The sequence below is a fragment of the Gordonia sesuvii genome (assembly GCF_036350415.1).
Lineage (GTDB): Bacteria > Actinomycetota > Actinomycetes > Mycobacteriales > Mycobacteriaceae > Gordonia > Gordonia sesuvii.
Genome location: NZ_JAZDUF010000007.1, coordinates 280752 through 295898, shown reverse-complemented (window position 1 = coordinate 295898; position 15147 = coordinate 280752). Strand labels below are relative to the sequence as shown.

The 15147-nt window shown below is 69.7% G+C and carries 10 protein-coding genes; 7 read left to right on the top strand and 3 right to left on the bottom strand.

Annotation, left to right across the window (positions count from 1 at the left end; genetic code table 11):
• Positions 1–248: 248 nt before the first annotated feature.
• Together VZC37_RS21390 and VZC37_RS21385 are read right to left on the bottom strand one after the other, a co-directional pair.
• Positions 249–560 carry an MGMT family protein gene (locus VZC37_RS21390; RefSeq protein WP_330435513.1) on the bottom strand — a complete coding sequence of 104 codons (312 nt, stop codon included), beginning with the start codon at positions 558–560 and terminating at the stop codon, positions 249–251.
• Between the two features lie 2 nt (positions 561–562).
• Positions 563–1354: an alpha/beta fold hydrolase gene (locus VZC37_RS21385; RefSeq protein ID WP_330435511.1), complete on the bottom strand. Its 792-nt coding sequence runs from the start codon at positions 1352–1354 to the stop codon at positions 563–565.
• Positions 1355–1451: 97 nt separating this feature from the next.
• On the opposite strand from VZC37_RS21385, the gene VZC37_RS21380 reads away from it, so the two are divergent.
• The 7 genes from VZC37_RS21380 to VZC37_RS21350 all read left to right on the top strand — a co-directional run bounded on the left by VZC37_RS21380 (position 1452) and on the right by VZC37_RS21350 (position 13676).
• Positions 1452–4937 carry an ATP-dependent helicase gene (locus VZC37_RS21380; RefSeq protein WP_330435510.1) on the top strand — a complete coding sequence of 1162 codons (3486 nt, stop codon included), beginning with the start codon at positions 1452–1454 and terminating at the stop codon, positions 4935–4937.
• Positions 4930–8310, top strand: a complete 3381-nt coding sequence (locus VZC37_RS21375; protein WP_330435508.1) for an ATP-dependent helicase — start codon at positions 4930–4932, stop codon at positions 8308–8310. The genes VZC37_RS21380 and VZC37_RS21375 overlap by 8 nt, the downstream gene beginning before the upstream one ends.
• Before the next feature lie 35 nt (positions 8311–8345).
• Positions 8346–9419: a potassium channel family protein gene (locus tag VZC37_RS21370; protein WP_330435506.1), complete on the top strand. Its 1074-nt coding sequence runs from the start codon at positions 8346–8348 to the stop codon at positions 9417–9419.
• The gene (gene nudC / locus VZC37_RS21365; protein WP_330435503.1) at positions 9419–10351 is read left to right on the top strand and encodes an NAD(+) diphosphatase; all 933 of its coding nucleotides are present in this window, start codon (positions 9419–9421) and stop codon (positions 10349–10351) included. Before VZC37_RS21370 ends, nudC begins: the two co-directional genes overlap by 1 nt.
• 99 nt (positions 10352–10450) lie before the next feature.
• The gene (locus VZC37_RS21360) at positions 10451–10735 is read left to right on the top strand and encodes a mycoredoxin (RefSeq protein WP_330435501.1); all 285 of its coding nucleotides are present in this window, start codon (positions 10451–10453) and stop codon (positions 10733–10735) included.
• A 60-nt stretch (positions 10736–10795) separates the two neighbouring features.
• Entirely contained in the window at positions 10796–12862 is a 2067-nt protein-coding gene (locus tag VZC37_RS21355; protein WP_330435500.1) for an ATP-dependent DNA helicase UvrD2, read from the top strand.
• 523 nt (positions 12863–13385) lie between these two features.
• Positions 13386–13676, top strand: a complete 291-nt coding sequence (locus VZC37_RS21350) for a WhiB family transcriptional regulator (RefSeq protein WP_330435498.1) — start codon at positions 13386–13388, stop codon at positions 13674–13676.
• Positions 13677–13788: 112 nt separating this feature from the next.
• Here the strand turns inward: VZC37_RS21350 and VZC37_RS21345 are convergent, their stop codons facing one another.
• On the bottom strand, positions 13789–15105 hold the full coding sequence (locus VZC37_RS21345; RefSeq protein ID WP_330435495.1) for an ABC1 kinase family protein: 1317 nt from the start codon (positions 15103–15105) through the stop codon (positions 13789–13791).
• Positions 15106–15147 lie beyond the last annotated feature (42 nt).

The window sequence follows — 15147 nt, the reverse complement described above, 5'->3', positions numbered from 1 at the left end:
CTACACGCCAGCACACGACTGCTCGACTGGTCACGCTGGCGGCGACAACACCAGCAACGAGCTCGACAGTGCCACCAAAACCGCAGGTCAAAACCACACTAGACACGATCTACGGCTGTAGTACTAGGCGAGCGACGTATCGAGACCTCTTGCGGCTTAACAGGTCTCGATACGCCACTCGGCTTGCGCCTCGTGGCTACTCGACCATCGGAGGGGTGGTGGCTACTCGACGGTCGGAGGGGTCGTGGCTACTCGGCCATCGGTTGAGGCGTCCACCGACACTCCCGCAGGGCAATCCGCCCGGAGTGAATCGGCACCCCCTCGGCGGCAAGCCTTTCCAGCTGCCGGGAGGCCAGGTGCGCGGCCGGTCGTCCGGAGGCCGGGACCACTCGATGCCACGGCAGGTCGGCCGAGTCGGTACGCATGATCCATCCGACGATGCGCGGACTCGGCAGTCCGGCCGCGTGCGCGAGGTCGCCGTACGTGGTCACGCTGCCCGTCGGTATCGCGGCCACGAGGCTGCGGACCCGTTCGACGTCGGCGTCGGTGACTGCGGCCACGCTCAGGCCCCGTCCAGCCGTTCGCGGATCAGCCGAGCGGTGAGCGCGGGTTCGAGGTAGGGCACCATGTGCCCGCAGTCGGCGTGCACGACATGTATCGAGTCCTCGTCGGCGCAGGCCTCGAGAAATCCGGGGTGCACGAACGGCGGGTCCACCCGATCGGCGACGACGATGCTCGTCGGGATGCCCCTCGGGGGCAAAACCGCGTCGCGCGCCATCTCGCTCCACGCCGTCGCGGCGGCGGCCGCGCTGACCCGCCAACCCACCCGACCGTTGTCCAAGGGATGCAGATGCTCGTCGATCTCCTTGTCCAGCAATCGTTCCGGGATGTCCGCCCACCCTTCCTCGCGTTTCGCGGCGCGTGCTGCGTCGGGATCGGCGTAGTCCCAGTGGGCCAGGCTGTCGGTGGCGACCTGCAGCGCCCACGTCGGGTCCAGACCCTGCGCCGGGTCCAGGAGCACCAGCCCGCGGACGGCGCCGCCGAGGCGATGCGCGAGGCGGACCGCCAGGGCGCCGCCGAACGAGTGCCCGACGACGACGAACGGCTCGGCGGCACTCGGGATGTGCTCGGCGACGACCGCCACCAGCGCGTCGGTGTGGTCGGTGAACGACCACGGCGGCGTCCACGGCGACCGACCGTGCCCGAGCAGGTCGGGCGCGACGACCCGGACGTCGGACAGATGCTCGCACGCCAGCGCCTGCCACCTCAGCCCGTGCCCGGTCAGCCCGTGCAACGCGAGCACGGTCGGCGTCGTCGGCGCCGCCGGCCCGAACACGTGAGTGGTCAATGACATGACGCCATCCTGCCGTAGGCGGGCACCCGGCGGCGACGTGCGCATCGGGCCCGCCTCCGTCGCGACCGTTGTCGGGGCCGCATGCTTCGATGGAGAAATGGTCCGACGCAGTGATGCCACCGCCCCGGGTGGCGGGTCCGCCCTGCGTACCCGGCTCACCCCTGCGCCGACCGTCGACGACCGGCGACGACGCTGGCCGGCCCACGTGTCCCGGGTCATCGACTCCTCGGTGACGCGTGAGACGGACCGCCCGTGGTCCCCGATCCGGGTGCACGGCGGCCCCGGCACCGGCAAGACCTCGGTGATCGTCGACGCCGCGGTGGCACGTCTGCTGCGCGACGACGTCGACGCCGAGTCGGTGCTGGTACTCGCCGCGTCACGGCGCGCCGCCGCGTCCCTGCGCGAGGAGATCACCCGGCGGGTCCTGGCGGCGTCCACCGACGTGGCCGGCACCGGCCCGGAAGATCGGGCCCTGCGCGAGCCCCTGGTCCGGACCGTACATTCCTACGCGTTCGCGGTGCTCCGATTGCAGGCGTCGGCCCACGGCAATCCGCCACCCCGGCTGATCACCGGATCCGAGCAGGACATGGTGCTGCGGGAACTGCTCGCCGGCGACATCGAGGACGGCGCCCAGTATTGGCCGGAGCGACTGCGACCCGCGTTGGGCACCGACGGGTTCGCACAGGCCCTGCGCGACCTGATGATGCGCGCCGCGGAACGGGGCGTTGGCCCGGAGGAACTCGGCGCACTCGGCCGCGAGCACCGCCGGCCCGAATGGGTGGCGGCCGGTCGGGCCTACGCGCAGTACGAGCAGAACATGCTGTTGCGCGGGGTGGTGGGTGCCGACGCCCCCGGTGCTTCGGCGCCCGCGGTGGACGCGGCGGAACTCATCGGGTCGGCGCTGTCCGCGTTCGCCACCGACCCCGACCTGTTGGCCGGTCAGCGGCGGCGCATCCGGCATCTGTTGGTCGACGACGCACAACACCTCGATCCGCAGGCCGCCGGGCTGGTGACGTTGATCGGCACGGGTGCCGATTCGACGATCATCGCCGCCGACACGGACCAATCGGTGTTCGGCTTCCGCGGTGCGAGCCCGCGGTTCGCCGACGGGCTCGCGGAGTCCGGATCAGCGCGGGACATCGTGCTGGACAGCTCTTTTCGTACCCATCCCGAGATCGCCGCGGTCGGGGCGGCGCTCACCGCGCGCCTACCCGGCGCCCGCCCACACCCGTACCCGGAGCCGGAGGATCTCCGGCGCGATGACGACGCCGACATCCCCACGGGATTCGGCGACGGCGCGGAGGTGAGGGTGTTCAGTTCGTCGGCCAAGGAAGCCACCGCGGTGGCCGACCTGCTGCGACGTGCTCACCTGTTCGGCGGCGTGCCCTGGTCGCGGATGGCGGTCATCGTGCGTTCGGTGTCGCTGGCGCTGCCCGCGCTTCGTCGTGCGTTCCGGTCGGCCGGCGTACCGGTCACGACCCCGACCAGCGACCTGCCGCTGCATCGTCAGCGCGCGGTCGCCGCCCTGATGCAGGTGCTGCGGGTGGTGGCGGCGCGGGAGTCCGAACCGGACGTGGCTGCCGAGGAATTCACCGTCGACGATGCGGTCGCCCTGCTGGGCGGTCCGATCGGCGGCGCCGACCCGGGGGCGATGCGGCGCCTGCGGCGCGGGGTGCGGCGGCTCGACGAACGCACCGGCGGGGGCGCCGCCACCGACTCGCTGATCGCGATCCGGCACGCGCTGATCGACCGCACGTCGGCGGAGAAGTACGTCCGCGGACTCACCGATGCGGAGGCCCGACCGCTGGTCCGCACGCTCGACGTCATCGACGCCGCCGATCGGGCCCACCGTTCGCGCCGCGGCATCGAGGAAACCCTCTGGGCGGCCTGGCAGACCACCGGCCTGGAACGGCGTTGGGCGTCGAGCGCCATCCGCGGTGGCCCGGCGGGTGAGCAGGCCGACCGGGATCTCGACGCGGTGATGGCCATGTTCGAGGCGGCCGCGAACTTCGTCGACACGCTGCCGGCCGCCGGGCCGGCCGGTTTCGTCCGCTACCTGGGGGCGTTGCAGATCCCGCGGGACAGTCGCCTCGCCGGGTCGGCCTCCGATGCCGTCACGGTGCTGTCGGCGCACGCCGCCGCCGGCCGCGAATGGGATGTGGTCGCGGTGGCCGGAGTGCTGGACGGCTTGTGGCCGTCGTTGCGCAGTCGCGGCAGTGTCCTGGCGACCGGACAGCTCGTCGACCTGCTCGACGGCGTCGATCCGGATGCCCTCGACACCGTGGCGCGCTCGACCTCGGCGCTCGCCGACGAGCGCCGGCTGCTGCTGGTGGCGTGCACCCGGGCACGCCGACGGCTCCTGGTCACCGCCGTGGACGACGGCGGCGGGGACGCGTCGCCCTCGCGGTTCGTCGTCGAGGTCGCCGACGCGATCCGGCGGTATCGGGGCCTGGCCCCCGCGGACGCGGACGACGACACGGACGTCGCACTCGCCGAGCTGCCGCTCGATCCGGGCGTCGACCGGGTGCTGTCGTTGCCGTCACTGGTGGCGACGCTGCGGTCGGAGGTCGTCGCGGGCATGCACCGACGTTCACCCGACGGCGAACCCGGGCCGCGGGCCGTGGCCGCCGCCGAACTGCTTGCGCAGCTGGCGGATTCCGACATCCCCGGAGCTTCGCCACGCGACTGGTTCGGACTGGGCGGACCGAGTACCGAGACCGCCCTGTGGACCCCGGATCGGGGGCCGGTCACCTTGTCGCCGTCCAACGTCGAATCGTTGACCCGCTGCTCGCTGCGGTGGGTCCTCGAACGCCACGGCGGCCGCGACGGTGACGGTACCCCCGCGCTGACCGGCAGCCTCGTGCACACGCTCGTACAGGCAGTCGCCGGACAGATCGACCCGGCCGAGGTCACCGCCGCGCTACGCGGGATCTGGGACCGCGTGGACACCGGTGCGGCGTGGTATTCGGTTCGTGAGCTCGAACGTGCCGAGGGGATGCTCACGAATTTCCGGGACTGGCTGCGGATCTCGCGAGACGAACTGTCGGAGATGGGGGTCGAGGCCGAGATCGACGCGACGGTACCCGCCGGTCCCGGTGCCCCTGACCCCGGTGCCCCCGATACGGGTGAACGCGGACCCGATGACACCGAGATGGCGGTTCGGTTGCGCGGACGGATCGACCGCCTGGAACGTGACGCCCAGGGTCGGCCGGTGGTGGTGGACGTGAAGACCGCGAAGACGGCGGTGTCCAAGGCGGACGCGCAGGACCACGCGCAGCTGGCGACCTACCAGCTCGCCCTGGCGCTCGGCGGAACCGCGGAATCGGGCACGGCGCCTGCCGAACCCGGCGGTGGGCGACTGGTCTACGTGTCGTCGGCCAACAAGAACACCGGCGCCGCGGAACGGGTGCAGGACCCACTCACCACCGAACAGGTCGACGAATGGATCTCCGTGGTGCGGGGCGCCGCCCGTGCCAGCATCGGGCCGGTGTTCGCCGCGACCCGCAACCCCGGCTGCGGCCACTGCGCCCTGTCCACCAGCTGCCCGGCGCAGCTGCGCGGCAAGTCGGTGATCGATGACTGACCGGCCCACCATCTCGGCCGTGGCGATCTCCGCCGCCCTCGGGCTCCCGACACCCACCCCGGAACAGGTCGCGGTGATCGAGGCACCGATGGAACCGGTGCTGGTCGTCGCCGGCGCCGGTGCGGGCAAGACGGAGACGATGGCGGCGCGGGTCGTGTGGCTGGTCGCCAACGGACTCGTCGCACCCGACGAGATCCTCGGTCTCACCTTCACACGCAAGGCGGCCAGCGAGCTCGGCGCGCGCATCAGGCGCCGACTGTCGATGTTGGCGGGTTCACCCGCGTTGCGGGGTTGGGACCCGGACGGTGCCATCGCCGCCCGACTCGGTGGTGGGGACCCCGAGGTCAGCACGTATCACGCCTACGCCGGACGCCTCATCGCCGACTACGGACTGCTGCTGCCGGTGGAGCCCAACTCGACCCTGCTGTCGGAAACCGAGCTGTGGCAGATGGCCTTTGCGGTGGTGTCGAACTGGACGGGCGAGCTGCGCACCACGAAGGTTCCGGCCAGTGTCACCGAGGCGGTGCTGAAGCTCTACGGGGAGATGGCCGAGCATCTCGTCGACATCGACGATCTGCGCCGCGCCGGTGACGATCTGTACGAACTGATCGACACGCTGCCGAAGGGGCCCCGTCAGCGCGACACCCCGACCCAGGCGTTGCTGAAGGTCAAAGACGTCATCGACGAACGGCGCGAACTCATCCCGATGGTCATCGCGCTCGGTGAGACGATGCGGGCGGCGACCGCACTCGACTTCGGCAGCCAGATGTCCCTGGCCGCCCGGCTGGTCATGCGAAATCCGGAAGTGGTTGCGGCCGAGCGGGAATCGTTCAAGGCCGTGTTGCTCGACGAGTACCAGGACACCGGTCACTCGCAACGGGTGTTGCTCGCGACGCTGTTCGGACGCGCACCCGGGAAGCCGAAGCGGGCCGCCTCACGTGACAGGTCGGTGGCGGTGACCGCCGTCGGCGATCCGATCCAGTCGATCTACGGCTGGCGCGGTGCGTCGGCGGCCAACCTGCCCCGCTTCACCGACGATTTCCGACAGTCCGAGTCGTCTCCGGCGCGGCGGCTGGAACTGCTGACGAGCTGGCGCAACGCGGCCCACGCGCTGCGGCTGGCCAACGAGACGTCAGAAGAGCTGCGCCGCAAAGGGATACCGGTGAGTGTGTTGCGGCCCAGGCCGGATGCCCCGACCGGGAGCGTCGACGTGGCGTTGACCGAGACCGTGGTCGACGAACGACGCTGGATCGGCGAGCACATCGAGCGGATCTACCGGGGTGCCGAGACCGCCGGCGAGGCACCGCCGACCACCGCGGTCCTGGTCCGCCGCAACGACGACTCCGCGCCCATCGCCGCCGAACTCGAGAGTCGCGGCATTCCGGCCGAGGTCGTCGGCATCGGTGGGTTGCTGCACGTCCCGGAGATCGAAGATGTGGTGGCGATGCTGCGACTGATCGCCGACCCGATGGCCGGAACCGCGGCGATGCGACTGTTGACCGGCGCGCGATGGCAGCTCGGTGCGGGCGACCTGGCCGCACTGTGGAAGCGTGCCACCGAACTCGCGGCCGTGGAGTTCACCGCGTCCGGCGGCGTCGTCGCCTCCCGGGAAGAGCTCGACGAGGCGCTCGACGCGGTGCTGCCCACCGAGATCGTCGACCGTGCCGGAATCGCCGACGCCCTCGTCGATCCGGGGGAGGCGCATCGGTACAGCTCCGAGGGTTTCGCACGCATCCGGGCGTTCGGTGCACAACTGGAGTCGCTGCGCCGCCGGATCGGGCAGCCGCTGCCGGAACTGGTCGCCGACGTCGAGAACACGATCGGCGTGGCGGTGGAGGCCCAGATCCGGGCCCGCCGCATGCGCGGGGCCATCACCGGCCGTGAGCATCTCGACGCGTTCGCCGAATACGTCACCAGTTACGCCGAACGGCCCGGCGCCAATCTGCCCGGCCTGCTGGCGTTCCTGGATACCGCGGAGACCATCGAGAAGGGACTCGAACCCGGCCGGATCGAGGTGGCCGAGCAGCGGGTGCAGATCCTCACCGTGCACGCGGCGAAGGGGCTGGAATGGGACGTGGTGGTGGTACCGCATCTGTGCGAGAACATCTTTCCCGGCGGTCGCGCGGACACCACCTGGCTCGGCAGCGCGAAGGAGCTGCCGGCCGGCCTGCGAGGTGATCTCGCCGACGACACCAACGCAGAAGGGTTCCCGCCGTTGGACCTGCGCGCGCCCGCCGATCGCAAGGAACTCGAGGCGGCGCTGACCGAGCACAAGGAGGCGATCGCGCAGCGCCGACTCGAGGAGGACCGGCGCCTGCTCTACGTCGCGCTGACCCGGGCCAAACACTCGCTGCTGATCTCGGCGCATCACTGGTCGGAGACGGGAGACCGGCCCCGGGGCGGATCGTCGTTCTTCATCGAGATCCGTGGGATCGTCGCCGCCGCGATAGACGACCCGACGATCGAGTCGACCGGCATGGCGATCCCGATCGACGCACCCGAGCCTCCAGACGGCGCGACGAATCCACTGGCCGACCAGATCGTCAGCGTGCCGTGGCCGCGAGATCCGTTGGGGGAGCGGCGCGACGCGGTGGCCGATGCATCGCGTCTGGTCGCCGATGCCATCGCCCGGCGCGGCACCCCGACGCTGTTCGACCCGACACCGGACACCCCCGCGGCCGACGGTGTGTCCACGAGCGAGGACGAGGAGATCGCCGCGTGGCGATCGGAGGTGGACGCGCTGCTCGCCGAGCACCACCGCACCAATCAGGCAGAGATCGATGTCGCGTTGCCGACGCACCTGTCGGTGAGTCAACTCGTCGAACTCGACGCCGACGAAGCCGCGTTCGCGCGCCGCCTGCGTCGCCCGACGCCCTTCGCGCCGAACCCGACGGCACGCCGCGGCACCGCCTTCCACGCGTGGGTGGAAGGGTGGTTCGGCGCGACGCGCCTACTCGACATCGACGAACTGCCCGGCGCCGCCGACGCCACCGCGGCACCGGACACGGATCTCGACGAGCTGCGCGAGGCATTCCTGGCGTCCCGGTGGGCCCAGCGCAGCCCGACCGAGGTGGAGGTGCCGTTCGAGACGGTGATCGGCCCGACGGTCATCCGCGGCCGCATCGACGCGGTCTTCGCCGAACCCGACGGCGGCTGGCTGGTCGTGGACTGGAAGACCGGATCGGTCCCCGAACCGGCGCGACGCGAGTCGTTGTTCGTTCAGCTCGCGGCCTACCGGATCGCCTGGGCCCAACTCGCCGGGGTGCCGTTGGAGAAGGTCCGGGCGGCATTCCATTACGTGCGCTCCGGCTACACCCTGGAGCCCGATGACCTGCCCGATCGACCCGCTCTCGCTGCACTGTTGGCGAAATGAGCTAGATTCCCCTTCGTGAGCGAACGGCAGCACACGTGAGGCGACCGTCCGGTTTCCGGCGGCGCCTGCGTTCCGAGCACCTGTCCGAGGGGCCCGACTATGCGCTGGTCGATGTCGTCCGGATCCCCGAGCTGCGGCAGAGTCCGGCGCGGGCCATCGGCAAGCGCGTCGTGTACGCCTTCGTCGCGTTGTTCTCCACCGCCGTGCTCGTCTACCTCGACCGGGACGGCTACAGCGACACCCAGGGCGACGGGCTGAGCTTCCTGGACGCGATGTACTACTCCGCGGTGAGCCTGTCGACCACCGGATACGGCGACATCGCCCCGATCACCCCGTTCGCGCGCCTGACCAACCTGCTGATCATCACCCCGCTGCGCGTGCTGTTCCTGATCGTGTTGATCGGAACCACACTGGAGGTGCTGACCAAGGAGTCGCGGCAGGCACTCAAGATCCAACGTTGGAGGAACGCCGTGCGCAATCACACCGTCGTCATCGGGTACGGCACCAAGGGCCGCACCGCCGTGGACGCGATGATCGGCGACGGCACCAAGCCGTCGGAGATCGTGGTGGTCGACGCCGACCCGAACGTGCTCGACGCGGCCGCATCCGACGGACTCGTCACGGTGCGCGGCGACGCCACCAAGTCCGACGTGTTGCGGCTGGCGGGCGTGGCGCACGCGGCCAGCATCGTCGTGGCCGCCAACCGCGACGACACCGCGGTCCTGGCGACCCTGACCGCCCGCGAGATCAACCCGCGCGCCAAGATCGTCGCGTCGATCCGGGAGTCCGAGAACACCCATCTGATGCGCCAATCCGGCGCGAACTCGGTGGTGGTGTCGTCGGAGACCGCGGGCCGCCTGCTCGGCATCGCGACGATGACGCCGTCGGTGGTGGAGGTCATCGAGGACCTGCTCACCCCCGACGCCGGATACGCGATCGCCGAACGCGAGGTCGAGCCGACGGAGTCGGGCGGTTCGCCGGCTCACACCCGCGACATCGTGCTGGGGGTGGTGCGCAACGGCGTGCTGCATCGCGTCGACGACAGCGAGGTCGAGCAGATCGAGGTCGGCGATCGGCTCTTGTACGTCCGTAAGGGATCGTCGGACTGATGGCCGATTTCACCCTGGCAGAGCCGCCGTTGCTGGCCCGGTCGACGGTCGACCGCGCCGACGAGATCCGCGACGATGCCGACCGGATGCGGTCGGGTTGGCCCGGCGCCCTGGTCCTGCACATCGACGCCGCAGGTCGCTACCCGGTGTCCGAGGACGGCGGACTGCGATGGGCCGAGGCCACCGACCTCGGCAGCGAACCGCCGGCCGACGCCGTCTTCCTGGGCGTGGCCGGCACCGACCTGTGGGCGATGCGCACCGACGAACTCGACGGCCGCACCGACGACCCGCGGCGCGGGGCCCACGGGCTCGACGCCGACGAGGCCGGCCTGCTGGCCACCGCCCTCGGCATCCTCAACTGGCATGCCACGGCACGGTTCTCACCGGTCGACGGAACACCGACCCATCCCGCGCGGGGAGGGTGGGTGCGCCGCCACCCGCAGACCGGCGTCGACGAGTTCCCCCGTACCGATCCGGCCATCATCACGGTGGTCCACGACGGCGCCGACCGGGTGCTGCTCGGCCGGCAGTCCGTCTGGCCGGACGGGTGGTACTCGACCCTGGCCGGGTTCGTCGAGCCAGGTGAGTCACTGGAACAGTGCGTGATCCGGGAGGTGCACGAAGAGGTCGGTATCACCGTGACCGACCCCCGCTACCTCGGCAGCCAGCCGTGGCCCTTCCCACGTTCGTTGATGTTGGGTTTCGCCGCGATCGGCGACCCGGACGAACGCCTGCAGTTCCTCGACGGCGAGATCGGCGACGCCGCCTGGTTCGACCGTGCCGAGGTCATCGACGCGCTGGAAACCGGGACGGAATGGGTGCGCGGCGATGGTTCGGTGGGGACCGAATCCGACGAGCGGCGGCTGCGGCTTCCCGGCTCGATCTCCATCGCGCGGTCGCTGATCAGTGCCTGGGCGTACGGGCGGCAGTGACGGGCGGCGGTGACGAGCGGCTGTGTCGGGCGGCGTCGGGGGGCCGAACGTGGACGCCCGGTCGGGAACACGTGCCCGGCATCTGCTGTTGTGGATGACATGAGCAATGTGATCGACGACGACGCCTCGGCCCGGGTTTCCGACACCGGCGAGCTGACCATGTACACCACCAGCTGGTGCGGCTACTGCGCACGACTGAAGACAGGGCTGAAGAGCCTCGGCCTGAAGTGGCAGGAGGTGGACATCGAGCTGAATCCCGATGCTGCGGAGTTCGTGGGCAGTGTCAACGGTGGCAATCACGTGGTCCCGACTGTGCTCTACGCCGACGGCACCACGGCGACCAATCCGTCGATCGCGGACGTCAAGGCGAAACTGGGCGTCTGAGCCGTTCCGCGCCCATGGTGACCCGGCTGAGCTGTCGGCGGCCGGTGGCATAGTGGACCGGTGCCCGATCCCCACCGCATTCTCGACGGTCTCGACCCCGAGCAGCAGCGTGCGGTGCTGGCACCCCGGGGACCCGTATGTGTCCTCGCCGGCGCCGGCACCGGCAAGACCCGCACCATCACCCGCAGAATCGCGCATCTGATCGACAGCGGACAGGTGGGCCCTTCCCACGTCCTCGCCGTCACCTTCACCACGCGGGCCGCCGGCGAGATGCGGGCCCGCCTGCGATCGCTCGATGCCATCGGACCCGGCGCGCCGGTCGCGGCACAGACCTTTCACGCCGCGGCGCTCCGGCAGCTGCGCTATTTCTGGCCGCGCGGCCTCACCTGGGAACTGCTCGATCACAAGCTCCCGGTGGTGGCCCGGGCCGCCCGGCACGTCGGCATCACGACGACCAGCGAGACGCTGCGCGACCTCGCCTCCGAGATCGAATGGGCCAAGGGATCCCTGATCACCCCCGACGACTATGCGGCGCGCGCCGCCGCGGCGGGCCGGGAAACCCCGTACGACCACGAGTCGGTGGCTGCCGTGTTCGACACCTATGAGGTGGCCAAACGCGACGGCGCGCACCTGATGTTCGACTTCGACGACCTGATCATCTACGCCGCCGAGGTCCTCTCCGAACCCGACGCCGCATCCGATTTCCGTTCTCGCTACCGGTGTTTCGTCGTTGACGAGTATCAGGACATCACGCCGGTGCAGCAGCGTCTGCTCGACGTCTGGCTCGGGGAACGAGACAACCTCACGGTCGTCGGGGACGCCAACCAGACGATCTACTCGTTCGCCGGGGCGACGGCCGACTACCTGCTCGGGTTCACCCGTCGCTTCCCGGAGGCCACACTGGTGCGGCTCGAACGGGACTACCGCTCCACCCCCGAGGTGGTCGCGGTGGCCAATCAGGTCATCGCCGCGGCCGAGGAACGCAGTCCCGGCACCCGCCTCGAGCTCATCGGGCAGCGCCCCCGGGGTCCCGTCCCGCGCCCGGCGGAGTTCGCCGACGACATGCGGGAGGCCCGCGGGGTCGTCGCGCAGATCAACCATCTGGTCGGTGCCGGCACCGACCCGGCAGAGATCGCGATCCTCTACCGGGTCAACGCACAGTCCGAGCGCTTCGAGGAGGCGCTCACCGAGGTCGGAATCCCTTATCAGGTACGTGGGTCGGAGGCATTCTTCACCAGGACCGAGATCGTTCAGGCCATGCGCAAGCTCACCGCGACCGCCGACCGCGACGACCTGCCGGCCGACGCCGAACCGATCCGCGTGGTCCGTGCGGTGCTCGCCCCGCTCGGGCTGACCGACGATGAGCCGGTCGGGCCGCACGCGAAGGCGAGGTGGGAGTCGTTGCGCGCGTTGATGTCCGTCGTCGATGAACTCATCGCTGACGAGCCGGGCATGTCGTTGCGGCGCCTGGTGACCGAGCTGACCATGCGTGCCGAAGAGCGCCACACACCCGAACGAACCGGCGTGACGTTGGCGTCGCTGCACGCGGCCAAGGGTCTGGAGTGGGATGCGGTCTTCCTCGTCGGCCTGACGGAGGGGTCGGTACCGATCGCGCAGGCGATCGGGCACGGGGCCCGGGCGATCGAGGAGGAGCGACGGCTCTTCTACGTCGGCATCACGCGTGCCCGCGAGCACCTGTATCTCTCGTGGAGCCTGTCCCGGACCGGCAGTGGTCGTGTGAGCAGGCGCCGAACCCGGTTCCTGGACGGCATCGACCTCGATCCGCGCCGCAGCAGCCGGTGCCGTGAGTGCGGCGCACAGCTGATGAACCCCGAGTCGCGTGTGCGTGGCCGGTGCGGGAGTTGCCGCATCGAGGAACGCGGTGACAGCCTGCTCGCAGCCCTACGCAATTGGCGCAGCAGTCACGCCCGCGAGCGGGGCGTCGGCGAACTCGCGATCCTGACCGACGCGATGCTGGAGGCGATCGCGGATCGCCGACCCGACGACACCCGGACACTGGGCGCCATTCCCGGAATCGGCCCGGTGAAACTCGAGCAGTTCGGCGGCGAACTCGTCGAACTCGTCAAGACGAATCCGGCCGGCGCGAAAACCGCAGGTCAAAAATAGGTTGTGCGATCTTTGCCACGACCTCTACTCTGGATTCGTCAGCACGGGGAGAGATCCGTATGTCCGTAACGGGTCACCTCACGAGTGGAAGCCCTCGAGCACAGAAAGGAGCGGTCCAGTGAATGGAATCCACATTCAGGCGAGCCTCGGCGCGCCTGTGGCAAAGCCGTGTATGGCTCTCGCCATCGATGCATTCCGTCGCGACCGCTCCTGGGTCGACGAGACCCGAGTGCACCTGATGGCACTCCATCCGGCAGCCGGGCGGGTAGCGAACGCACCCGCAGGCGCCGCAACCGCCGCAGCGCGAGCGCCGCAGCGGTTCCCCGTGCAGTTACGAAATTCTCGGAGTCACTGACTCCGACTTCGGGCCACGGGCGAATCGCGAAGGCGAACCCGTGGCCCTTTGTGAATGACCGGACACTCATCCCAGTGGATGGGCGTCGAGGTCGACATTCCGCAATCGGAATCTCACATCGGGACTCGGGTGCACCAACACCCAACACGAGCAGATGTGGAGAGCAGAATGACTGTCGAATGCGTTCTCGAGTCCTGTCTTTCGGCGGACCGCGAGTCGGTCGGTCGCCTTGACCTGCCCTGCCAGGTGGCCGACGCCGATCTGTGGTTCGCCGAGGATCCCCGAGATCTCGAGCGGGCGAAGGCCATGTGTGCCGAATGCCCTTTGCAGCGTGCCTGCCTGCAGGCCGCACTCGACCGTGCAGAGCCCTGGGGGGTCTGGGGCGGCGAGATCTTCGAACGCGGCGCGGTGATCGCGCGCAAGCGCCCCCGCGGACGGCCGCGCAAGAACGTCGCATGACGACCGTACCGAGACCTACGCGCACCGATCCTTACGGACGGTGCGCGTAGGTGTTCGGGCGTCATCGACCGCCACGGCGGCAGGATGCGCGTCGGTCCTGTCGGCCCCGGGCTCAGTCCGCGAGCCCGGGCACCCACTTCTCCATGATCGCCCGGTAGGGCGCATTCGCCTCGAGCTGCGAGGCGATGCCGACACAACCGGCCAGAACCCGGAAGACCATCACATAGTTCTTGGGCACGTTCAGATTCCGCGACGTCTTGTACACGTCACCGCGGACGTCGGTCGCCTTGCCCGCGGCACGCTGCATCCACTTGCGGGTGAAGTGGAACGACTCGGAGTACAGCGGATCGACGTAGGGCTTGAGATAGGCCTCGATGTCGGCCGCACTGACCCGATCGGCTCGCGACGCGAGGATGAAGTCGGTCTGCACCATGAGCTCCTTGAGCTCGGCATACTGCTTGTCGCGGGCGAGCCGCAGGATCGGACCCGTCTCGGCGGGCAGCCCGTTCGGGTAGTGGCCGACGGCACCGAAGTCGAGTGCACCGAAACGACCGTCCGGGGTGATGAAGAAATTCCCCGGATGCGGATCGCCGTGCAGGAGTCCCGACCGGAACGGTGAACTCACCTCGAATGTCGCCATTTTCGCGGCCGCGTCGTCGCGGGTCTGCTGATCGCCGGAGACGATGATCTTCGACAACGGTGTGCCGACAAGCCATTCCGAGACGATGACCTTGGGTGCGCTGGCCACCACCTTGGGGATGACGAAGTCGGGATCGCCGTCGAAGGCCTTCGCGAATGCCCGCTGATTGTCGGCCTCACCGAGATAATCCAGCTCGGCCTCGGTGCGGTCGATGAGTTCGTCCATCATCGCCTTGACGTCGGTGCCGGGCGACAGCCTCTGCAGGACACCCGACATCCGCGACAAGGTCTTCAGATCGGCCTTCAGTGCGTGATCGGCGCCCGGGTACTGCACCTTGACGGCCACCTCGCGGCCATCGGACCAGATGCCCTTGTGGACCTGCCCGATACTCGCCGAGGCGGCGGGTTCGTCGGAGAATTCGCGGAAGCGCTCACGCCATTTCGTCCCGAGCTGCTGGTCGAGAACCTTGTGCACCTTCGGCGCGGGCAGTGGCGGTGCTTCGGCCTGCAGCTTGGTCAGCGCCTCGCGGAACGGTTCGCCGAACTCGTCCGGGATCGCGGCCTCCATGATGGACATGGCCTGCCCGACCTTCATGGCCCCGCCCTTGAGTTCCCCGAGGACGGCGAACAGCTGTTCGGCGGCCCGCTCCAGCATCTCCTGCTGGACCTCGTCCTTGTCCCGGCCGACCATTCGTTTGCCGAGCCCGGCCGCAGCTCGTCCTGCCATTCCGATCGGCAGCGACGCGAGTCTCGCGTTCCGTCGTCCCTGCCCCCGAGCGATGTCACTCATAGCGTCCTTTCCCCACAACAGAATAGAGGACCGGCCGATCCG

Bases quoted from the DNA above. Each gene is read 5' to 3' on its own strand.
- VZC37_RS21385 (WP_330435511.1), bottom strand. From the start codon at position 1,354: ATGTCATTGACCACTCACGTGTTCGGGCCGGCGGCGCCGACGACGCCG.
- VZC37_RS21380 (WP_330435510.1), top strand. From the start codon at position 1,452: ATGGTCCGACGCAGTGATGCCACCGCCCCGGGTGGCGGGTCCGCCCTG.
- VZC37_RS21375 (WP_330435508.1), top strand. From the start codon at position 4,930: ATGACTGACCGGCCCACCATCTCGGCCGTGGCGATCTCCGCCGCCCTC.
- nudC (WP_330435503.1), top strand. From the start codon at position 9,419: ATGGCCGATTTCACCCTGGCAGAGCCGCCGTTGCTGGCCCGGTCGACG.
- VZC37_RS21360 (WP_330435501.1), top strand. From the start codon at position 10,451: ATGAGCAATGTGATCGACGACGACGCCTCGGCCCGGGTTTCCGACACC.
- VZC37_RS21350 (WP_330435498.1), top strand. From the start codon at position 13,386: ATGACTGTCGAATGCGTTCTCGAGTCCTGTCTTTCGGCGGACCGCGAG.
- VZC37_RS21345 (WP_330435495.1), bottom strand. From the start codon at position 15,105: ATGAGTGACATCGCTCGGGGGCAGGGACGACGGAACGCGAGACTCGCG.